Here is a 21,466-nt window from a genome sequence, read left to right as displayed (position 1 = left end):
AATAAGATGGCATTGAAATCCCCCGCGTTTCGTAGAAAGTTTCCGTTGCTGGTAACCGGCGGTTTGCTGGCCCTGCAACCTCTGGCCACGTCTTACGTGGTGGCAGCCGAACAGTTCGACTGCCAAGTGTCCGCCTCCGGTGGTTGGGACTGCAAGCCCAAGACCCCAGCCAACAACCTGCCGCCGCGCCCGGTGCACGAGGGTGCTGCCGTCAGCACCGGCACCGAAGCCGCGAGCGAAGGCGAAACCGCGGACCGGCCGATGCTGGTCACCGAGGCCAAGGGCCGTGGCCTGAAGTCGCGTAGCGAAGACTACAGCCACCTGGACTGGGTTCCGCGTGAAAAGCTCACTGCCGCACAGCTGGCCGAAACCGGCCCGTACTGCGGTGGCGCCTACATCGAACCAACCCGCCCGGGCATGGCCGACACCACGCCGAAGGACGAGTCGCCGACCTACATCAACGCCAAGGTATCCAAGTACCAGCAGGAGCAGCAGATCGCTACCCTCGCCGGTGACGTGGTGATGCGCCAGGGCAGCATGCAGGCCGAGGCCGACGAGGCCAACCTCTACCAGACCGAAAACCGTGGCGAGCTCAAGGGCAACGTCAAGATCCGTGACAACGGTTCGCTGGTGGTCGGTGACGAGGCACAGATCCAGCTCGACACGGGCGAAGCCCAGGTCGACAACGCCGAATACGTGATGCACAAGTCGCACATCCGCGGCAGTGCCCTGTACGCCAAGCGTGGCGAGAACGCCATCATCCGCCTCAAGGACGGTACGTACACCACCTGCGAACCGGGCAGCAACGCCTGGCAGCTAAAGGGCAACAACATCACCCTGAACCCGGCCACCGGTTTCGGTACCGCGACCAACGTTACGCTGCGGGTCAAGGATTTCCCGGTGTTCTACACACCGTACATCTACTTCCCGATCGACGACCGTCGCCAGTCCGGCTTCCTGCCGCCATCGTTCAGCAGCACCAGCGACACCGGCTTCATGCTGGTCACGCCGTACTACTTCAACCTGGCGCCGAACTACGACGCCACGTTGTACCCGCGCTACATGACCAAGCGCGGCCTGCTGATGGAAGGCGAGTTCCGCTACCTGACGCCTTCCAGCGAAGGCCAGTTCGGTGGCGCGTATCTCAACGACAAGAACGACGACCGCAAAGACCAGACTGACTACAAAGAGCAGCGCTGGATGGTCAACTGGCAGCACAAGGGCGGGCTGGACGAGCGCCTGATGACCGAGGTGGACTACACCGACATCAGCGATCCGTTCTACTTCCAGGACCTGGAATCCGACCAGATCGGTATTGAAACCCAGGACCTGCTGAACCAGCAGGGTGCATTGACCTACCGTGGTGACAACTACACCGCGCGGTTGAATGTGCATGCCTACGAGATGGCGACCATCTCGAAGATCACCCCGTATGATCGCCTGCCGCAGATTACCTTCAACGGTAAGCTGCCGTACGAGCCAGGTGGGCTCAATATTGCCTACGAAACCGAGGCAGTCCGTTTCGATCGTGACCTGAAAGACGACTTCGTATTGAACGAAGATGGCCTTCCCGACACTTCGGCGGGTGCGCCTGGTCGCCGCCTGGACCAGAACGTCAGCGGCATCGCTCGCGCCAACGGCAACCGTTTCAACGTCGCACCATCGATCAGCCTGCCGATGGAAGCCAGCTACGGCTTCCTGACCCCCAAGCTGAAGTATGCGTATACCCACTACGATCTGGACTTGGACAGCCAGGGTAAAACCCAGGCTATCGCGCAATCGGCCAACCCGGCGTACGGCAGCTACAACAGCTCGCTGAACCGCGACGTACCGATCTTCAGCGTGGACAGCGGCCTGTACTTCGACCGCAAAACTTCGCTGTTCGGCACCAACTACAAGCAAACCCTCGAACCGCGTATGTACTACCTCTACGTCCCGTACAAGGACCAGAAGGACATCCCGCTGTTCGACTCGGGTGAAACCCTGTTCAGCTACGATTCGCTATTCCGCGACAACCGCTTCAGCGGCACCGACCGTATCGGTGACGAGAACAAGCTGTCGCTGGGCGTAACCACCCGCTGGATCGAAGAAAACGGTTTCGAACGCCAGAACTTCAGCATCGGTCAGGCCTTCTACTTCAAGGACCGCAAAGTTCAGCTCCCTGGTATCGATTACCGTACCCGCAGCGACTCGCAGTCCGATGTGTCGCCATACGCGTTGGTGTACAACTACTACTTCAACCGCGACTGGCGCTTCAATTCGGACTTCAACTGGGACCCGGACAGCCGCAGCACCCGCTCGGGCAGCGCGATGTTCCATTACCAGCCTGAAGACAACCCGAACAAAGTGGTCAACCTCGGTTATCGCTACCGTAACGACACCATCTCCTACGACTCCACGACCGGTACCTGGAAAGTGGGCGGTGGCGACTACGGCGTCCCAGGCAGCGAGAACTACATCAAGGACTACTACAAGATCCAGCAGCATGACTTCTCGGTCATCTGGCCGATCGTTCCGCAGTGGAGCGTCATCGCTCGCTGGCAGCATGACTACAACCGCAATCGCACCCTGGAAGCCATGGGCGGTTTCGAGTACGACAACTGCTGCTGGAAGCTGCGTCTGATCAACCGTTACTGGATCGACTACGACGACTTCAGCCAAGCCCTCCCGGCGAACGAAAAAGGCGACCACGGCATCTTCCTTCAGATCGTCCTGAAAGGCCTCGGTGGTGTAGTCGGCAACAAGGTCGAATCTTTCCTCGACCAAGGCATTCAAGGTTATCGTGAACGTGAAGACCAAGCTTATTGATCGACTGCGCCCGGCGTTGCTGGGCGTTGCATTGCTGAGTGGCGCGGTGCATGCCGCGGTGCAACCTCTTGATCGCGTGGTGGCCATCGTCGACAACGACGTGGTCATGCAAAGCCAGCTGGACCAGCGTGTCCGCGAGGTCCAGCAAACCATCGCCAAGCGCGGCGGCGGCATGCCGCCTGCCGGTGCGCTGGACCAGCAGGTACTGGAACGCCTGATCGTCGAGAACCTGCAGCTGCAGATCGGCGAGCGCTCCGGCATCCGCATCACCGACGAAGAACTGAACCAGGCCATGGGCACCATTGCCCAGCGCAACGGCATGTCGCTGGACCAGTTCCACGCCGCCCTGGCCCGTGACGGCATGTCGTTCGACGACGCCCGCGAGCAGGTCAAGCGCGAGATGATCATCAGCCGCGTGCGCCAGCGCCGCGTGGCCGAGCGTATCCAGGTGTCCGAGCAGGAAGTGAAGAACTTCCTCAACTCCGACCTTGGCAAGATGCAGATGTCGGAAGAGTACCGCCTGGCCAACATCCTGATCCCGACCCCGGAAGCGGCCAACTCGGAAGCCATCCAGGCCGCCGCGCGCCAGGTTGGCGATGTGTACCAGCAGCTCAAGCAGGGCGCGGACTTCGGCCAGATGGCCATTGCCCGCTCCGCCAGCGAAAACGCCCTGGAAGGCGGCGAGATGGGCTGGCGTAAAGCCGGCCAGCTGCCGCCAGACTTCGCCAAGATGCTCAGCAACATGCCGGTTGGCGAAATTACCCAGCCTATCCGCATCCCCAACGGCTTCATCATCCTCAAGCTCGAGGAGAAGCGTGGCGGCAGCGAGAACGTGCTGCGTGATGAAGTGCACGTTCGCCACATCCTGATCAAGCCTAGCGAGATCCGCAGCGAGGCTGCTACCGAGCAACTGGCCGAGCGCCTGTACGAGCGCATCAAGAACGGCGAAGACTTCGGCGAGCTGGCCAAGAGCTTCTCGGAAGACCCGGGTTCGGCGCTCAACGGCGGCGACCTCAACTGGGTTGACCCGAACAGCCTGGTACCGGAGTTCCGCGAGCAGATGGCCAACGCCGCCCAAGGCGAAGTCACCCGTCCGTTCAAGACCCAGTACGGCTGGCATGTCCTGGAAGTGCTGGGCCGTCGCGCCACCGACAGCACCGAGCAGGCTCGTGAGCAACAGGCCATGAACGTACTGCGCAACCGCAAGTACGACGAAGAGCTGCAGACCTGGCTGCGCCAGATCCGCGACGAGGCCTACGTTGAAATCAAGCTGCCTGGCGCTGACCAGGCCGCCCAGTGAAGCCCCTGCGCTTCGCCGTCACCCCCGGCGAGCCGGCCGGCATAGGCCCCGACCTGTGCCTGCTGCTCGCCGCAGACGCCCAGCCCCACCCCCTGATCGCCATCACCAGCCGTGACCTGCTCGCCGAGCGGGCCACGCAGCTGGGGCTGGCCGTCAACCTGCTGCCGGTAGCGCCGGGCCTATGGCCCGAGCAGCCGGCGCCAGCGGGTAGCCTGTACGTCTGGGATACCCCCCTGGCGGCCCCGGTAGTGCCGGGCCAGCTCGACAAGGCCAATGCCGCGTTCGTGCTGGAAACCCTGACCCGTGCCGGGCAAGGCTGCCTGGACGGGCACTTCGCCGGGATGATCACCGCCCCTGTACACAAGGGCGTGATCAACGAAAGCGGTATCGCCTTCTCCGGGCATACCGAATTCCTTGCCGAGCTGACCCACACCGCGCAAGTGGTGATGATGCTGGCCACCCGTGGCCTGCGCGTGGCCCTGGTGACCACACACCTGCCACTGCGCGACATTGCCGACGCCATCACTGCCGAGCGCGTCGAGCGTGTAACCCGTATCCTGCATGCCGACATGCGCGACAAGTTCGGCATTGCCAACCCGCGCATCCTGGTGTGCGGCCTCAACCCGCACGCGGGCGAGGGCGGCCACCTGGGCCGCGAGGAAATCGACATCATCGAGCCGACCCTGGCCCGCCTGCGCACCGAAGGCATGGACCTGCGCGGGCCGCTGCCGGCCGATACCCTGTTTACCCCCAAATATCTGGAGCACTGCGACGCGGTGCTGGCGATGTACCACGACCAGGGCCTGCCTGTACTCAAGTACAAAGGCTTCGGCGCTGCGGTCAACGTGACCCTGGGCCTGCCGATCATCCGCACGTCGGTCGACCACGGCACCGCCCTGGACCTGGCCGGCACCGGCAAGGTCGACACCGGCAGCCTGCGCGTCGCGCTGGAAACCGCCTACCAGATGGCCGAGAACCGACCATGAACGAGCAATACCAACACCGGGCGCGCAAGCGCTTCGGCCAGAACTTCCTGCACGACGCCGGCATCATCGACCGCATCCTGCGTGCCATCAACGCCAAGGCCGGCGAACATCTGCTGGAAATCGGCCCCGGCCAGGGCGCCCTGACCGAAGGCCTGCTGGGCAGCGGGGCACAGCTGGACGTGGTGGAACTGGACAAGGACCTGGTGCCGATCCTGCAGCACAAGTTCGCCGGTCGCAGCAATTTCCGCCTGCACCAGGGCGACGCCCTGAAGTTCGACTTCAACCAGCTGGGTGTGCCACCGCGCAGCCTCAAGGTGGTGGGCAACCTGCCCTACAACATCTCCACCCCACTGATCTTCCACCTGCTCAGCCATGCCGGGCTGATCCGCGACATGCACTTCATGTTGCAGAAGGAAGTGGTCGAGCGCATGGCCGCCGGCCCTGGCGGTGGTGACTGGGGGCGTCTGTCGATCATGGTGCAGTACCACTGCCGGGTCGAGCACCTGTTCAACGTTGGCCCTGGCGCCTTCAACCCGCCGCCGAAAGTGGACTCGGCCATCGTCCGCCTGGTGCCGCACGAAGTGCTGCCGTACCCGGCCAAGGACGCAAAGCTGCTGGAGCAGGTGGTACGCGAAGCCTTCAACCAGCGCCGCAAGACCCTGCGCAACACCATGAAAGGCCTGCTCGACAGCGCGGCCATCGAAGCTGCCGGCGTGGACGGCAGCCTGCGCCCTGAACAGCTGGACCTGGCCGCCTTCGTGCGCCTGGCTGACCAGTTGGCTGACCAACAAGCCTGATATCTCCTGTACCGGCCTCTTCGCGGGTAAACCCGCTCCCACAGGTACTGCACAGCTCTCAAAATCTGCGCAGTACCTTGTAGGAGCGGGTTTACCCGCGAAAGGGCCGGGACAGACAACACAATCCCCAAGCCCCTCACCGCTGGCCCTCCCCCCTCCCAATGGCCTAGACTGCATTATTGCGTCAGTTCGCCCAAGGCCCTTGCATGTCCGACCCCCGCTATCAGATCGACGTCAGCGTCGTGACCCGCTACCTCAAAGAACAATCCGACCCCGAAAACAGTCGTTTCGCTTTCGCCTACACCATCACCGTGCAGAACAATGGCTCGCTCAAGGCCAAGCTGCTGTCGCGCCACTGGCTGATCACCAACGGTGACGGCGAGGTCGAGGAGGTGCGTGGCGCCGGCGTGGTCGGCCAGCAGCCCAATATCGACCCGGGCCAGAGCCATACCTACAGCAGCGGCGCGGTCATCAGCACCCGCGTGGGCACCATGCAGGGCAGCTACCAGATGTTCGCCGAAGACGGCAAACGCTTCGATGCCGAGATCGCCCCCTTCCGCCTGGCGGTGCCCGGGGCGCTGCACTGATGGCTACCTACGCCGTCGGTGACCTGCAGGGCTGCCTGCAGCCACTCAAGTGCCTGCTCGAACGGGTCAACTTCAACCCCGCCGTCGACCGCCTGTGGCTGGTCGGCGACCTGGTCAACCGCGGCCCCGAGTCACTGGAAACCCTGCGCTTCCTTTATTCGATCCGCCAGTCGCTGGTGTGCGTGCTGGGCAACCATGACCTGCACCTGCTGGCCGCCTGGCACAACGTCGAACGCCTGAAGAAAAGCGACACCCTGCGCGAGATCATCGAAGCGCCGGACGCCGACCAGCTGTTCGACTGGCTGCGCCAGCAAAAGCTGCTGCATTACGACGAACCCCGTGGCATTGCCCTGGTTCACGCCGGCATTCCACCGCAATGGACCTTGGGCAAAGCCCTGGAGCTGGCCGCCGAGGTCGAGGAAGTGCTGCGCGACGACGAGCGCCTGAAACTGTACCTGGACGGCATGTACGGCAACGAGCCGAACAAGTGGAGCAAGAACCTCAGCGGCATCGAACGCCTGCGTGTCATCACCAACTACCTCACACGCATGCGCTTCTGCACCGCCGAGGGCAAGCTCGACCTCAAGAGCAAGGAAGGCCTGGATACCGCCCCCAAGGGCTACAAGCCCTGGTACGCACACAAAGGCCGCCGCTCACGCCACGTGAAGATCATCTTCGGCCACTGGGCCGCCTTGCAGGGGCAGGTCGACGAGCCCGGCATCATCGCCCTGGACACCGGTTGCGTGTGGGGCGGTGCCATGACCCTGTACAACGTCGACAGCGGCGAATACCACCGTTGTGACTGCAGCGACGACGGCAACTTACGCCTCCCCACCCAAACGCCTACACTGAACGATCAATCCTGAAGGAAGCCGTACCCATGAGCGAATTCAAGCGCATCCCTCCCGAACAGGCCCTGGCCCTGCGCGCGCAAGGTGCGGTAGTCGTCGACATTCGCGACCCGCAGGCCTTTGCCGCCGGCCACATCACCGGTGCCAAGCATCTGGATAACCATTCGGTCGCCGAGTTCATCCGCAATGCCGACCTCGATGCCCCAACCCTGGTGGTGTGCTACCACGGCAACTCCAGCCAGAGCGCCGCAGCCTATCTGGTGAGCCAGGGCTTCTCGGACGTATACAGCGTGGACGGCGGCTTTGAGCTGTGGCGCGCCACCTACCCGGCCGAAACCGCCCAGGGCACTGCCGAATAATTTTTTCATTTTTACTGCAGCCCGCGCCCCATGCGGGCTTGCGGCTTATCTGACGAACGGTCGTTCGCAACTTCTCCGCCCCTCGCCCTTGACCTTGCGGATAACCAACTATTCTTAAGCGCAGGCCATCCAGAAAAAGGGGAGAGCCGGTACACCGGCGTGCGGGTCATCGGTAGCGTTACAGGGTGTTCTGGGGGGTATACAGCAATCGGCAACCCCGGTTGCATGCCAGCATCAGCTGACTGATCCGGCGTCGTCTCCACGTATCGAGCGAGGTGACGTCATGAGTATTTTTAGCCACTTCCAACAACGTTTCGAGTCTACGCGCCAGGAAGAACTCTCGCTGCAGGAGTACCTCGAGCTGTGCAAAGAGGATCGCAGTGCCTACGCATCGGCGGCCGAACGGCTGTTGCTGGCCATCGGTGAGCCGGAGCTGATCGACACCTCAACCAACTCCAGACTGTCGCGAATCTTCTCCAACAAGGTTATCCGCCGCTATCCGGCCTTTGCCGACTTCCATGGCATGGAAGAGTGCATCGACCAGATCGTGTCCTACTTCCGCCACGCCGCCCAAGGCCTGGAGGAAAAGAAACAGATCCTCTATCTGCTGGGCCCGGTGGGCGGCGGTAAGTCGTCGCTGGCCGAGAAACTCAAGCAGCTGATGGAAAAGGTGCCGTTCTACGCCATCAAGGGCTCGCCGGTATTCGAATCGCCCTTGGGCCTGTTCAACGCCACCGAAGACGGGGCCATCCTCGAGGAAGAGTTCGGCATCCCGCGGCGCTACCTGAACACCATCATGTCGCCCTGGGCCACCAAGCGCCTGCAGGAGTTCGGCGGCGACATCAGCAAGTTCAAGGTGGTGAAGCTGTACCCGTCGATCCTCAACCAGATCGCCATCGCCAAGACCGAACCCGGTGACGAGAACAACCAGGACATTTCGGCGCTGGTCGGCAAGGTGGATATCCGCAAGCTCGAGGAATTCCCGCAGAACGACGCCGACGCCTATGCCTATTCGGGCGCGCTGTGCCGGGCCAACCAGGGCCTGATGGAATTCGTCGAGATGTTCAAGGCCCCGATCAAGGTCCTGCACCCGTTGCTCACCGCCACCCAGGAAGGCAACTACAACAGTACCGAAGGCCTCGGCGCCATCCCCTACTCCGGGATTCTGCTGGCCCACTCCAACGAATCGGAATGGCACACCTTCCGTAACAACAAGAACAACGAGGCGTTCATCGACCGGATCTACATCGTCAAGGTGCCGTACTGCCTGCGCGTCAGCGACGAAATCAAGATCTACGACAAGCTGCTGATCAACAGTTCGCTGGCCAAGGCCCACTGCGCGCCAGACACGCTGAAGATGCTCGCCCAGTTCACCGTACTATCGCGCCTGAAAGAGCCGGAAAACTCCAACATCTATTCGAAGATGCGGGTGTACGATGGGGAAAACCTCAAGGACACCGATCCGAAGGCCAAGTCGATCCAGGAGTACCGCGATGCCGCCGGCGTCGACGAAGGCATGAACGGCCTGTCGACCCGCTTCGCCTTCAAGATCCTGTCCAAGGTGTTCAACTTCGACCCGCATGAAGTGGCCGCCAACCCGGTGCACCTGCTGTATGTGCTGGAGCAGCAGATCGAGCAGGAACAGTTCCCGGCCGAGGTGCGCGAACGCTACCTGCGCTACCTGAAGGAGTACCTGGCCCCGCGCTACATCGAGTTCATCGGCAAGGAAATCCAGACCGCCTACCTGGAGTCCTACAGCGAATACGGCCAGAACATCTTCGACCGCTACGTGCTGTACGCAGACTTCTGGATCCAGGACCAGGAATACCGCGACCCGGAAACCGGCGAAATCCTCAACCGTATCGCCCTCAACGAAGAACTGGAGAAGATCGAGAAGCCGGCCGGCATCAGCAACCCGAAAGATTTCCGCAACGAAATCGTCAACTTCGTGCTGCGTGCCCGGGCCAACAACAACGGCAAGAACCCGAGCTGGCTGAGCTACGAAAAGCTGCGGGTGGTGATCGAGAAGAAAATGTTCTCCAACACCGAGGACCTGCTGCCGGTCATCAGCTTCAACGCCAAGGCAAGCAAGGAGGACCAACAGAAACACAACGACTTCGTCACGCGCATGGTGGAGCGTGGCTACACCGACAAACAGGTTCGTCTGCTGTCGGAATGGTACCTGCGGGTCAGGAAATCGCAATAAAGCGACAAGCTACCCACCGCGCGCCCAGGGCTGCTATGCCAGCCCTGGGCGGCGGCAGCTGCTTTGCTGCCTTTACGTGCAGCAACTCGTAGCTTGAAGCGTGCAGCTGTTCCCAGCTACCGGAGGGACCATGAGCTACGTTATAGATCGACGCCTGAACGGCAAGAACAAGAGCACGGTGAACCGCCAGCGCTTCCTGCGGCGGTACCGCGAACACATCAAGAAAGCCGTCGAAGAGGCGGTAAGCCGCCGTTCCATCATGGACATGGAACATGGCGAGCAGATCAGCATTCCGGGGCGCGACATCGACGAACCGGTGTTGCACCATGGTCGCGGGGGCAAGCAGACCATCGTGCACCCAGGCAACAAGGAATTCACCGCCGGTGAACACATCCCCAGGCCACAAGGCGGTGGCGGTGGCAGCGGCCGAGGCAAGGCCGGCAACTCCGGCGAAGGCATGGACGACTTCGTCTTCCAGATCACCCAGGAAGAATTCCTCGAGTTCATGTTCGAGGACCTCGAGCTACCCAACCTGGTCAAACGTCACCTGACCGGGGCCGACACCTTCAAGACCGTGCGCGCCGGTATCGCCAACGAAGGCAACCCGTCACGCATCAACATCGTGCGCACCCTGCGTTCGGCCCATGCCCGGCGCATCGCCCTGACCGGCAGCAGCCGCGCACTGCTGCGCGAAGCGCAGAAGGAACTCGCCCGCCTGAAGGTCGAGGAGCCAGACAACTTCACCGATATCCAGGAAGTCGAACACGAAATCGAACGCCTGAAGGCACGCATCAACCGCCTGCCCTTCCTCGACACCTTCGACCTCAAGTACAACCTGCTGGTCAAGCAGCCCAACCCCAGCTCCAAGGCAGTGATGTTCTGCCTGATGGACGTGTCCGGCTCGATGACCCAGGCCACCAAGGACATCGCCAAGCGCTTCTTCATCCTGCTGTACCTGTTCCTCAAGCGTAACTACGACCGCATCGAAGTGGTGTTCATCCGCCACCACACCAGCGCCCGTGAAGTCGACGAGGAAGAATTCTTCTATTCGCGGGAAACCGGCGGCACCATCGTTTCCAGCGCGCTGAAGCTGATGCAGGAGGTCATGGCCGAACGCTACCCGGCCAGCGACTGGAACATCTACGCCGCCCAGGCTTCCGACGGCGACAACTGGAACGACGACTCGCCGATCTGCCGCGACATCCTGGCCAAGCAGATCATGCCGCATGTGCAGTACTACACTTACGTTGAAATCACCCCGCGTGAACACCAGGCGCTGTGGTACGAATACGAGCGCATCGGCGAAGCCTTCCCCGACACGTTCGCCCAGCAGCAGTTGGTATCGGCCGGCGATATCTACCCGGTCTTCCGTGAACTCTTCCAGCGCAGGTTAGCCACATGACCGCCAGAGCACAGAGACGCCAACCTATTTCCACCGGGTCCGAGTGGACGTTCGAACTGATCCAGACCTACGACCGGGAAATCAGCCGCCTGGCCGAGCGTTACGCCCTGGACACCTACCCCAACCAGATCGAGGTGATTACCGCCGAGCAGATGATGGACGCCTACGCCTCGGTCGGCATGCCGCTGGGTTATCACCACTGGTCCTACGGCAAGCAGTTCCTCAGCACGGAGAAGTCCTACAGCCGTGGCCAGATGGGCCTGGCCTACGAGATCGTGATCAACTCTGACCCGTGCATCGCCTATCTGATGGAAGAAAACACCATGTGCATGCAGGCACTGGTGATCGCCCATGCCTGCTACGGCCATAACAGTTTCTTCAAGGGCAACTACCTGTTCCGCACCTGGACCGACGCCAGTTCGATCATCGACTACCTGGTGTTCGCCAAGCAGTACATCGCCCAGTGTGAAGAGCGCCATGGCATCGATGCCGTGGAAGACCTGATCGACTCCTGCCACGCCCTGATGAACTACGGCGTCGACCGTTACAAGCGGCCTTATCCGATTTCCGCCGAAGAGGAGCGGCGGCGGCAGAAGGAGCGCGAGGAGCACCTGCAGCGGCAGATCAATGACCTGTGGCGGACCATTCCGAAGAGTGCCGACAAGGGTAACGAGCGCGATGATGCGCGCTTCCCCGCCGAACCGCAGGAAAACATCCTGTATTTCATCGAGAAGAACGCCCCGCTGCTGGAGCCCTGGCAACGTGAAGTGGTGCGCATCGTGCGCAAGATCGCCCAGTATTTCTACCCGCAGCGCCAGACCCAGGTGATGAACGAAGGCTGGGCGACGTTCTGGCACTACACACTGATGAACGACCTGTATGACGAGGGGCTGATCACCGAAGGCTTCATGATGGAGTTCCTGCAGTCGCACACCAGCGTGGTGTTCCAGCCCGGCTTCGACAGCCCCTACTACAACGGCATCAACCCCTACGCACTGGGCTTTGCGATGTACACCGACATCCGCCGCATGTGCGAAGACCCGACTGAAGAAGATCGCCGCTGGTTCCCCGACATTGCCGGCAGTGACTGGCTTTCTACCATCAAGTTCGCCATGAGCAGCTTCAAGGACGAGAGCTTCATCCTGCAGTACCTGTCGCCGAAGGTCATGCGCGATCTGAAGCTGTTCAGCATCCTGGATGACGACCAGCGCGACGACCTGTATGTACCTGCCATCCACGACGAGGCCGGCTACCGGACCATTCGCGAACTGCTGGCGGCGCAGTACAACCTGGGCAACCGCGAACCAAACGTGCAGATCTGGAGCGTCGACCGCCGCGGCGACCGCTCGCTGACCTTGCGTCACCAGCAACACAACCGCAAACCGCTGGGCGACTCTACCGATGAAGTGCTCAAGCACCTGCACCGCCTGTGGGGCTTCGACATCCACCTTGAGACCGTACAGGGCGAGCAGGTGATGAAGACCCACCACATGCCACCACGCGGCGAGCACGGCGAAAGTGCCGACTACGGCCGAATGGACCTGGCCGTCATCCACCACCTCTAGTGCCACGCCATGAGTGCCGACAGGGTATCCTGTCGGCAGTTATGGAGAGCTGCACATGCACATCTACAAAGTCGGCGGCGCCGTGCGCGACCGCCTGCTCGGCCGCCCTGTCAGCGATATCGACTGGCTGGTGGTCGGCGCCACGGTCGAGGAAATGCACGCCAAGGGCTTTCGCCCGGTTGGCGCTGATTTCCCGGTGTTCCTGCACCCGAAAACCGGCGAGGAATATGCCTTGGCGCGCACCGAGCGCAAGAGCGGGCGCGGCTACGGCGGCTTCACCTTCCACGCCAGCCCCGATGTGACCCTGGAAGAAGACCTGATCCGCCGTGACCTGACCATCAATGCGATGGCCGAGGACGAGACGGGTACGGTGTACGACCCCTATCACGGCCAGAGTGATCTCGATCAGCGCCTTTTACGTCATGTTTCTCCGGCATTCGCCGAAGATCCATTGCGCGTACTGCGTGTTGCGCGCTTTGCTGCTCGTTATGCGCCGCTGGGTTTTCGGGTTGCCGATGAGACGCTTGAGCTGATGCGCCAGATCAGCGCCTCGGGCGAACTGCAGGCGCTGACCGCCGAGCGCAGTTGGAAGGAAATCGAGCGGGCGCTGATGGAGGCGCAGCCGCAGGTGTTCTTCCAGGTGCTGCATGCTTGTGGCGCCCTGCAGGAGCTGCTGCCAGAGCTTGATGACGCCCCCCAGGCCCTGGCGGCGCTGGAACAGGCGGCAATGCACGAACAGCCCCTGCATGTACGCTGGGCCTGCCTGCTGCAGTCGCTGACACCGGCCGCGATCAAAGCCATCAACCAGCGCCTGAAGGCGCCGCGGGAGTGCCAGGAGCTGGCGTTACTGACGGGTGAGTGCCTGAAGCTGGGCAACCAGGCGCAGGAGCTGCCTGCCACGGCACTGCTGGGGCTGTTGCAGAAGTTCGATGTGTACCGGCGGCCACAGCGGTTCGAAGACTTCCTGATCGCTTGCGAGATGACAGCGCTGGGCGGGGGCAAAGCGGGTTATCCACAGGCCGACTACCTGCGAGGGGCAGCGGCGGCGGCGCGGGCAGTGGATGTCAAGCCGTTGGTGCAGGCTGGGCTGACTGGCCAGGCCTTGGGGGAAGCGCTCAAAGGTGAACGGCTGAGAGCGCTCGAGGCTTACAAGCTCGGCTGAACATACCGGCCCTTTCGCGGGCTCGCCCGCTCCCACAGGACCCGCGCATTTTCTGAGCCTCGCACCTAACCTGTGGGAGCGGGCAAGCCCGCGAAGGGCCGCAAAGCGGCCCCAATTTTCTTGACTGACCGGCATTAAGGCTCGCCCGCTCCCACAGCGATTGCATGATGCCAAGTGTCGTGCGATCCCTGTGGGAGCGGCTTTAGCCGCGAAAGGGCCGGTACAGGCTTACGCGGGAGTCAGCTGCAGCCCACGCCACTCAAAGGCAACCGGGGCCAACACCTGATCAATCCGCGCCTCCTGCCACAACTGCGCCATTGTCTTGCCTACCCCCGGATGCACCAAATCTGGCGCCAGCAGCGACAGCGGCCACAGCACAAAGGCGTTCTTCAGGATCTCGGCCCGAGGCAACACCAGCCCATCGAACGTGCCGTGCAGGCCGTCATACATCAGCACGTCGATATCCAGCGGAAGGCCCTTGCGGTCCGGCGCATAGCGGCCATTGTCGGCCTCGATGAACTTCAACCGGCGGTCCAGTTCGATCAACGGCAACGCAGTCTGCCCGGTCACCACGAAGTTGATGAACGGCCCGCTCTTGATCCCCACTGCCTGGCTTTCGAACGCCGGCGAACAGCGCATGTCGGTCAGGATACCCGCCAACGCATCGAGCCCGGCGCACAAGTGCGCCTCGCGGTCGATGTTGCTGCCAAGGCCCAGGTAAACCGTGCTCAGAGACATCCGCGCTCGATCTCCACGCCAACACCACCACGGGCCGCCGGCACCGCACCCGGCTTGGTCAGTTTCAACCGCACCCACGGGATGTGGAACTCTTCCATCAACGTCGCCACCAGGCGCTCGGCGAAGGTTTCCACCAACTCGAAACGGGCCTGTTCGGCAAACGCCTGGATGCGCGCCGACACACTGGCATAGTCCAGCGCCAGGTTCAGGTCGTCACCGGCCGCAGCCGGGCGGTTGTCCCAGGCAAAGCTCAGGTCCAGGCGCAAGCACTGGCGAATATCCCGCTCCCAGTCATAGGCACCAATGACGGTATCGACTTCCAGGCCTTCGATGAACACTCTGTCCAAGCACTTCTCTCCACAGCACGACAAGGGCGACTGGCGCCGTTAGAATCAGGGCGTCCTCGCCCGGAATAGTTAGCATGTTTTGGTTACTGGCGTTGCTCGCCTACCTGCTCGGCTCGCTGTCCTTCGCCATCGTCCTCAGCCGCCTTACGGGCAGCCCGGACCCGCGTTCCAGCGGTTCAGGCAATGCCGGCGCCACCAACATGCTACGCCTGGCAGGCCGCAAACTGGCGATCCTGACCCTGCTTGGCGACCTGTGCAAGGGCCTGTTGCCGGTATTGCTCGCCCGCGGTGCCGGGCTGGACCTGCATGCGCAGGCCTGGGTTGGCGTGTGCGCAGTGCTGGGCCACCTGTTCCCGCTGTACTTCCGCTTCCAGGGCGGCAAGGGCGTGGCAACCGCCGCCGGCATGCTCATGGCCCTGTACTTCCCGGCCGCGCTGCTGGCCATCGGTGCCTGGCTGCTGACCTTCTACCTCACCCGCACCAGCTCGCTGGCGGCGCTGATAGCCACACCGCTGACCTTGCCATTGCTGGCCTGGCGCGAGCCAGAGGCCCTGCTGCCGATCACTGTGCTGACGGCGATGATCGTATGGCGCCACCGCAGCAACCTGCGCGACCTGTTCGCCGGCCGCGAACGGCACTTCTAACGCTTAAACCGGCGGCAACTGCTCCATCGGCCAACGTGCCTGCACGCTGATTGCCAGGTCCTGCTTTTGCCCGGCCAACAACCGCTGGCAGCCGGCATAGGCGATCATCGCGCCGTTGTCAGTGCAGAACTGCGGGCGCGCGTAGTACACGTTGCCCTTGATGCTGCCGAGCATGTCCTCGAGGGATGCACGCAGGGCCTTGTTGGCGCTGACGCCACCAGCAATGACCAGGCGCTTGAGGCCAGTCTGCTTCAACGCCCGCTTGCACTTGATGGTCAAAGTCTCCACCACCGCCTGCTGGAATGCCAGGGACAGGTCGCAACGGGTTTGCTCACTGTCGTCGCCGGCATCGCGGCACTGCTGCCAGGTGTTCAGGGCAAAGGTTTTCAGGCCGCTGAAGCTGAACTCCAGGCCCGGGCGGTCGGTCATCGGCCGCGGGAACACGAAGCGACCAGGCACGCCGCGCTCGGCCAGGCGGGCGATTTCCGGGCCACCGGGGTAGTTCAGGCCGATCAGCTTGGCGGTCTTGTCGAACGCTTCGCCGGCGGCGTCATCCAGGCTCTCGCCCAGCAGCTCGTACTGGCCGATGCCATCGACCCGCACCAACTGCGTGTGGCCACCGGAAACCAACAAAGCGACGAACGGAAACTCCGGCGGGTTTTCTTCCAGCATGGGTGCCAGCAGGTGGCCTTCCATGTGGTGTACGCCAATCGCCGGGATGTCCCAGGCAAAGGCCAGCGCCTGGGCGCAGGAGGCCCCCACCAGCAGGGCACCGACCAGGCCAGGGCCCGCGGTATAGGCGATGGCGTCGATCTCGGTGGCGACGCAGCCGGCCTCATCCAGCACCTGGCGGATGAGTGGCAGCATGCGCTTGACGTGGTCACGCGAGGCAAGCTCTGGCACCACACCGCCGAACACGCGGTGCAGGTCGATCTGGCTGAACAGCGCGTCGGCCAACAAACCGCGTTCGCTGTCGTATAATGCGACGCCAGTTTCGTCGCAGGATGTTTCCAATCCCAGTACTAGCATGGGTTCGTCCCTTGTGGGGGCTGAATTCGAAGCCGCGCATGATAGTCCCCGTGTCGGATGCCGACCAGCGGTTTTCGATCAGAGGCTTTGCATTCCGGCTTGCTAAGGGTTAACATCCGCAACCCTTGAAAACCGACGTTCTCCAGCACACCTTTGTTTTGCCAGGAGCACGTCTACCCCGGTAATGAATTAAGGTAGCCCTGGATGCCAGCCGTCAAAGTTAAAGAGAACGAACCCTTCGACGTAGCTCTGCGTCGTTTCAAGCGCTCCTGCGAAAAAGCCGGTGTACTGGCTGAAGTTCGTAGCCGCGAGTTTTACGAGAAGCCGACCGCCGAGCGTAAGCGCAAAGCAGCTGCTGCTGTTAAGCGTCACGCCAAGAAAGTTCAGCGCGAACAGCGCCGCGCCGTTCGTCTGTACTAATACAGACGTTCTACGCAAAGCTTCTGCCCTGCCCGGCTAACCGCCGGGCGATGGCAGTGGTCGTTTCAAACTTGAGCAGCTAGCTCAAGGCCCTGCACAAGCTTCATGCGAACTGCACATGGGCAACCTGCCTGAAACGTCAGAGCTGGTCCTCCTTGTTGTATGACCAGACGTGCACGTCCGACTGACGGGCCCTCAGGGGCCGGCGACGAGCACACATTCCCTCGCACTTTCCCAAGCGGCACTCGCCCCATCCGGCGCGTGAGCGATTAGACTTGCCAGCTGCCAGATGACGAGACTGCCATGGCCGGGCTGATTCCCCAGAGTTTCATCGACGACCTTATCAACCGCCTCGACATCGTCGACGTGGTGAGTTCGCGCGTCCAGCTGAAAAAAACCGGCAAGAACTACTCCGCCTGCTGCCCGTTCCACAAGGAAAAGACCCCTTCCTTCACGGTCAGCCCCGACAAGCAGTTCTACTACTGCTTCGGCTGCGGTGCCGGCGGCAATGCCCTGGGCTTCGTCATGGACCACGACAACCTGGACTTCCCCCAGGCCGTCGAGGAGCTGGCCCGCGCCGCCGGCATGGAAGTGCCCCGCGAGCAAGGCCGCCGCGACCACAAGCCGCGCCAGCCAACCGATTCGCCGCTGTACCCGCTGCTGGACGCCGCCTCGGAGTTCTACCGCCAGGCCCTGCGCAGCCACCCGACCCGCAAGGCGGCGGTGGATTACCTCAAGGGCCGCGGCCTGTCCGGGGAAATCGCCCGCGACTTCGGCCTGGGCTTCGCCCCGCCAGGCTGGGACAACCTGCTCAAGCACCTGGGTGCCGACACTCTGCAGCAGAAGGTGATGATCGATGCCGGCCTGCTGATCGAGAACGCCGAAAGCGGCAAGCGCTACGACCGCTTCCGCGACCGGGTGATGTTCCCGATCCGCGACAGCCGCGGGCGCATCATCGCCTTCGGTGGCCGGGTGCTCGGCGACGACAAACCCAAGTACCTGAACTCCCCGGAAACCCCGGTGTTCCACAAGGGCCAGGAACTCTACGGCCTGTACGAGGCACGCAAGCACAACCGCAACCTCGACGAAATCATCGTCGTCGAGGGCTACATGGACGTGATTGCCCTGGCCCAGCAGGGCCTGCGCAACGCCGTGGCCACCCTCGGTACAGCCACCAGCGAAGAGCACCTCAAGCGCCTGTTCCGCGTGGTACCCAGCGTGCTGTTCTGCTTCGACGGTGACCAGGCCGGGCGCAAGGCCGCCTGGCGCGCCCTGGAGTCGACCCTGTCGAACCTGCAGGACGGCCGCCGCGCGCGCTTCCTGTTCCTGCCCGAAGGCGAAGACCCGGACAGCCTGGTGCGCGCCGAAGGCACCGATGCCTTCATGGCCCGCATCAACCAGCACGCCCAGCCGCTGGCCGATTACTTCTTCGAGCAACTAGGCGTCGAAGCCGACCCGCGCTCGCTGGAAGGCAAGGCGCACATGGCGACCCTGGCCGCACCGCTGATCGAAAAGATCCCCGGCGCCAACCTGCGCCAGCTGATGCGCAACCGCCTGAAGGAAATCACCGGCCTCGACCCGCAGCAGGTCGAACAACTGGCGCAACACGCCCCGGCCGCCAGCAGCGTGCCGGACTACGACCCTGGCTACGACTACGATGCCATGGCCAGCTACACCCCCGACTACGGCGACATGCCGCAGCACGACTTCGCCCCCGTTCATCAGGAACAGGAGTGGAAGCCGAACAAGGGCGCTGGCAAGAAGCAGTGGAGCGACAAACCCTGGGACAAGAACCGCAAGGGTGGCAAGCCATGGCAGCAACGTGACGAAGCGCCACCACGCGTACCGGCCCCGGTCGAGCCGCCCACCCTGGCCGCCCTGCGCACCCTGCTGCACCACCCGCTGCTGGCCGGCAAGGTGGAGGATGCCAGCCACTTCGCCGACGAAGAGCACCTGTACAGCCAGCTTCTGGTGGCACTGATCGAAGCCGCGCAGAAAAATCCTGGGCTAAGCTCAATGCAGTTGATCGCACGTTGGCACGGCACCGAACAGGGGCGCCTGCTGCGGGCTCTGGCGGAAAAGGAATGGCTGATCGTGGCCGACAACCTTGAACAACAGTTTTTCGACACTATAACTAGCTTGTCCGCCCGCCAACGCGAGCGCAGCCTGGAACAACTGCTCAGGAAATCACGTCAAAGCGAATTGACCAGCGAGGAAAAAACCCAGCTCCTCGCCCTGCTGAGCCGGAATGTTCCCGCACAAACGCCGACCTCATCTGGCGCGTGAGGCCCATGCTCGGGTATAATCCTCGGCTTGTTTTTTGCCCGCCAAGACCTTCAGTGGATAGGGTGTTATGTCCGGAAAAGCGCAACAGCAGTCTCGTATCAAAGAGTTGATCACCCGCGGTCGTGAGCAGGGCTACCTGACTTACGCGGAGGTCAACGACCACCTGCCTGAGGATATTTCAGATCCGGAACAGGTGGAAGACATCATCCGCATGATCAACGACATGGGGATCAACGTATTCGAGAGTGCTCCGGATGCGGATGCCCTTCTGTTGGCGGAAGCCGACACCGACGAAGCCGCGGCCGAAGAAGCCGCTGCTGCGTTGGCGGCAGTTGAAACCGATATCGGCCGCACGACCGACCCGGTGCGCATGTACATGCGCGAAATGGGTACCGTCGAGCTGCTGACCCGCGAAGGCGAGATCGAAATCGCCAAGCGTATCGAGGAAGGCATCCGTGAAGTCATGGGCGCCATCGCCCACTTCCCGGGCACTGTCGACTACATTCTCGGCGAATATGACCGTGTCACCACCGAAGGTGGCCGTCTGTCCGACGTTCTCAGCGGTTACATCGACCCTGACGACAATATCGCCGCGCCGACCGAAGAAGTGCCGATCCCGGGCACCAAGGCCGCCGCCGCGAAGGAAGAGTCCGACGACGACGAGGAAGAATCCGAAAGCGGTGACGACGAGGAAGAGGCCGAGAGCGGCCCGGACCCGGAAGTCGCTCGCCAGCGTTTCGGTGCGGTCAACGACCAGCTTCAGGCCACCAACAAGGTCCTGAAGAAGAACGGTCGCGCCCACAAGGAAAGCATCGACGCCCTGCAGGCCCTGGCCGACCTGTTCATGCCGATCAAGCTGGTACCGAAGCAGTTCGAGGTACTGGTAGAGCGTGTTCGTGACGCCCTGAACCGCCTGCGCCAGCAGGAACGCGCCATCATGCAGCTGTGCGTGCGTGACGCCCGCATGCCGCGTGCCGACTTCCTGCGCATGTTCCCGAGCAACGAAACCGACCAGACCTGGAGCGGTGACCTGGCCAAGCGCAACACCAAGTGGGCTGCCGCCCTGGGTGAAAAGGACGCTGCCATCGTCGCTTGCCAGCAGAAGCTGATCGACCTTGAGACCGAAACCGGCCTGACCGTTGCCGAGATCAAGGAAATCAACCGTCGCATGTCGATCGGTGAAGCCAAGGCCCGCCGCGCCAAGAAAGAAATGGTCGAGGCGAACCTGCGTCTGGTGATCTCCATCGCCAAGAAGTACACCAACCGTGGCCTGCAGTTCCTCGACCTGATCCAGGAAGGCAACATCGGCTTGATGAAAGCGGTGGACAAGTTCGAATACCGTCGCGGCTACAAGTTCTCGACCTACGCCACCTGGTGGATCCGCCAGGCGATCACCCGTTCGATCGCCGACCAGGCGCGCACCATCCGTATTCCGGTGCACATGATCGAGACGATCAACAAGCTCAACCGTATTTCCCGCCAGATGCTGCAGGAAATGGGTCGCGAACCGACCCCGGAAGAGCTGGGCGAGCGCATGGAAATGCCTGAGGACAAGATCCGCAAGGTACTGAAGATCGCCAAAGAGCCGATCTCCATGGAAACCCCGATCGGTGACGACGAAGATTCGCACCTGGGCGACTTCATCGAGGACTCGACCATGCAGTCCCCGATCGACGTGGCCACGGTCGAAAGCCTCAAGGAAGCCACCCGTGACGTGCTCTCGGGCCTGACCGCACGCGAAGCCAAGGTGCTGCGCATGCGTTTCGGTATCGACATGAACACCGACCACACCCTCGAAGAGGTGGGCAAGCAGTTCGACGTGACCCGCGAGCGGATCCGTCAGATCGAAGCGAAGGCGTTGCGCAAACTGCGCCACCCGACTCGCAGCGAGCATCTGCGCTCCTTCCTCGACGAGTGATGACAAACCCCGGCCCAGGCCGGGGTTTTTCTTTTCCGGCCCTGCGCGATCCCTGTGGGAG

Annotated in this window: 18 protein-coding genes; 15 read left to right on the top strand and 3 right to left on the bottom strand. The window is 62.4% G+C overall.

Features of this window, described 5'->3' with window-relative positions; translation table 11 throughout:
• Positions 1–6 precede the first annotated feature (6 nt).
• The 11 genes from CAG46_RS25490 (at position 7) to CAG46_RS25440 (ending at position 14,023) form a co-directional block, all read left to right on the top strand.
• Positions 7–2,808 carry an LPS-assembly protein LptD gene (locus CAG46_RS25490; protein WP_085591385.1) on the top strand — a complete coding sequence of 934 codons (2,802 nt, stop codon included), beginning with the start codon at positions 7–9 and terminating at the stop codon, positions 2,806–2,808.
• Positions 2,789–4,108 (top strand): peptidylprolyl isomerase, encoded by a 1,320-nt coding sequence (locus CAG46_RS25485; RefSeq protein ID WP_085618947.1) that lies wholly within the window; start codon positions 2,789–2,791, stop codon positions 4,106–4,108. Before CAG46_RS25490 ends, CAG46_RS25485 begins: the two co-directional genes overlap by 20 nt.
• Entirely contained in the window at positions 4,105–5,094 is a 990-nt protein-coding gene (pdxA, locus tag CAG46_RS25480) for a 4-hydroxythreonine-4-phosphate dehydrogenase PdxA (RefSeq protein WP_075044408.1), read from the top strand. Before CAG46_RS25485 ends, pdxA begins: the two co-directional genes overlap by 4 nt.
• The gene (gene rsmA, locus CAG46_RS25475) at positions 5,091–5,891 is read left to right on the top strand and encodes a 16S rRNA (adenine(1518)-N(6)/adenine(1519)-N(6))-dimethyltransferase RsmA (RefSeq protein ID WP_025337458.1); all 801 of its coding nucleotides are present in this window, start codon (positions 5,091–5,093) and stop codon (positions 5,889–5,891) included. Before pdxA ends, rsmA begins: the two co-directional genes overlap by 4 nt.
• Before the next feature lie 206 nt (positions 5,892–6,097).
• A complete protein-coding gene (gene apaG, locus CAG46_RS25470; protein ID WP_012270198.1) occupies positions 6,098–6,478 on the top strand; it encodes a Co2+/Mg2+ efflux protein ApaG in 381 nt (126 codons plus the stop codon).
• Entirely contained in the window at positions 6,478–7,344 is an 867-nt protein-coding gene (locus CAG46_RS25465; RefSeq protein ID WP_085618945.1) for a symmetrical bis(5'-nucleosyl)-tetraphosphatase, read from the top strand. The genes apaG and CAG46_RS25465 overlap by 1 nt, the downstream gene beginning before the upstream one ends.
• A gap of 14 nt (positions 7,345–7,358) precedes the next feature.
• Complete coding sequence (glpE, locus tag CAG46_RS25460; RefSeq protein ID WP_085618943.1) at positions 7,359–7,688, top strand: thiosulfate sulfurtransferase GlpE; 330 nt, start codon at positions 7,359–7,361, stop codon at positions 7,686–7,688.
• 283 nt (positions 7,689–7,971) lie between these two features.
• Positions 7,972–9,894: a PrkA family serine protein kinase gene (locus CAG46_RS25455; protein ID WP_015268718.1), complete on the top strand. Its 1,923-nt coding sequence runs from the start codon at positions 7,972–7,974 to the stop codon at positions 9,892–9,894.
• Between the two features lie 130 nt (positions 9,895–10,024).
• Positions 10,025–11,296 (top strand): YeaH/YhbH family protein, encoded by a 1,272-nt coding sequence (locus CAG46_RS25450; protein WP_013970586.1) that lies wholly within the window; start codon positions 10,025–10,027, stop codon positions 11,294–11,296.
• Positions 11,293–12,861: a SpoVR family protein gene (locus tag CAG46_RS25445; RefSeq protein WP_085618940.1), complete on the top strand. Its 1,569-nt coding sequence runs from the start codon at positions 11,293–11,295 to the stop codon at positions 12,859–12,861. Before CAG46_RS25450 ends, CAG46_RS25445 begins: the two co-directional genes overlap by 4 nt.
• 55 nt (positions 12,862–12,916) lie before the next feature.
• Entirely contained in the window at positions 12,917–14,023 is a 1,107-nt protein-coding gene (locus CAG46_RS25440) for a multifunctional CCA addition/repair protein (RefSeq protein WP_085618938.1), read from the top strand.
• Positions 14,024–14,251: 228 nt separating this feature from the next.
• Here CAG46_RS25440 and folK read toward each other — a convergent pair whose 3' ends face one another.
• Positions 14,252–14,761, bottom strand: a complete 510-nt coding sequence (gene folK / locus CAG46_RS25435; protein ID WP_085618935.1) for a 2-amino-4-hydroxy-6-hydroxymethyldihydropteridine diphosphokinase — start codon at positions 14,759–14,761, stop codon at positions 14,252–14,254.
• Complete coding sequence (gene folB / locus CAG46_RS25430; RefSeq protein WP_004375185.1) at positions 14,752–15,108, bottom strand: dihydroneopterin aldolase; 357 nt, start codon at positions 15,106–15,108, stop codon at positions 14,752–14,754. The genes folK and folB overlap by 10 nt, the downstream gene beginning before the upstream one ends.
• Before the next feature lie 74 nt (positions 15,109–15,182).
• Between folB and plsY the strand changes: the two genes are divergently transcribed.
• Positions 15,183–15,752: a glycerol-3-phosphate 1-O-acyltransferase PlsY gene (gene plsY, locus CAG46_RS25425; RefSeq protein ID WP_013970581.1), complete on the top strand. Its 570-nt coding sequence runs from the start codon at positions 15,183–15,185 to the stop codon at positions 15,750–15,752.
• 3 nt (positions 15,753–15,755) lie between these two features.
• Here the strand turns inward: plsY and tsaD are convergent, their stop codons facing one another.
• On the bottom strand, positions 15,756–16,781 hold the full coding sequence (gene tsaD / locus CAG46_RS25420) for a tRNA (adenosine(37)-N6)-threonylcarbamoyltransferase complex transferase subunit TsaD (protein WP_025337452.1): 1,026 nt from the start codon (positions 16,779–16,781) through the stop codon (positions 15,756–15,758).
• A gap of 204 nt (positions 16,782–16,985) precedes the next feature.
• Here tsaD and rpsU point away from each other — a divergent pair, with 204 nt between their 5' ends.
• The 3 genes from rpsU to rpoD all read left to right on the top strand — a co-directional run bounded on the left by rpsU (position 16,986) and on the right by rpoD (position 21,405).
• A complete protein-coding gene (gene rpsU / locus CAG46_RS25415; protein ID WP_003255575.1) occupies positions 16,986–17,201 on the top strand; it encodes a 30S ribosomal protein S21 in 216 nt (71 codons plus the stop codon).
• Positions 17,202–17,504: 303 nt separating this feature from the next.
• A complete protein-coding gene (gene dnaG / locus CAG46_RS25410) occupies positions 17,505–19,487 on the top strand; it encodes a DNA primase (protein WP_025337451.1) in 1,983 nt (660 codons plus the stop codon).
• Positions 19,488–19,554: 67 nt separating this feature from the next.
• Positions 19,555–21,405 carry an RNA polymerase sigma factor RpoD gene (gene rpoD / locus CAG46_RS25405; RefSeq protein WP_025337450.1) on the top strand — a complete coding sequence of 617 codons (1,851 nt, stop codon included), beginning with the start codon at positions 19,555–19,557 and terminating at the stop codon, positions 21,403–21,405.
• Positions 21,406–21,466: the final 61 nt, after the last annotated feature.

The organism is Pseudomonas sp. B23(2017), from assembly GCF_002113725.1.
Classification (GTDB): Bacteria; Pseudomonadota; Gammaproteobacteria; order Pseudomonadales; family Pseudomonadaceae; genus Aquipseudomonas; species Aquipseudomonas putida_Z.
The sequence above is the reverse complement of the archived record's forward strand: the minus strand, read 5'-3'. Positions and strand labels throughout refer to the sequence as shown.